A 264-nucleotide genomic window follows, 5' to 3' on the forward strand; every position below is an offset into this window, starting at 1 on the left:
CGCCGGCGATGCGGTTGGCGACGTAGCCGCCGGCACCGGTCAGCGCGGCGGATCCAGCCACGCTGCCCCACTGGCTGTTCTTGATCAGCTCGCCCATCGAGCCGAGCTGACTGCCTATGCCCGCCGTGAAGCCAGCGGTCAGGCCGCTGCCCACCGCGCTGCGTAAGCTGAAGTGGTCGACAGCGCCGACCACTTTGCCTACCGCTTGGCTGGCGATGCTCCCCGCGAAACCACCCACAGTGGCGGCCGCCATCGTTGCGAAGG

General features: G+C 69.3%; 1 protein-coding gene. It reads right to left on the reverse strand.

Going from position 1 to position 264, the window contains the following annotated elements; translation table 11 throughout:
• Nucleotides 1-264, reverse strand: a 264-nt coding sequence (locus HKX41_11880; protein ID NNC24833.1) for a hypothetical protein, incomplete at both ends; no start/stop codon positions are given.

The organism is Salifodinibacter halophilus (genome assembly GCA_012999515.1).
Classification (GTDB): Bacteria; Pseudomonadota; Gammaproteobacteria; order Nevskiales; family Salinisphaeraceae; genus Salifodinibacter; species Salifodinibacter halophilus.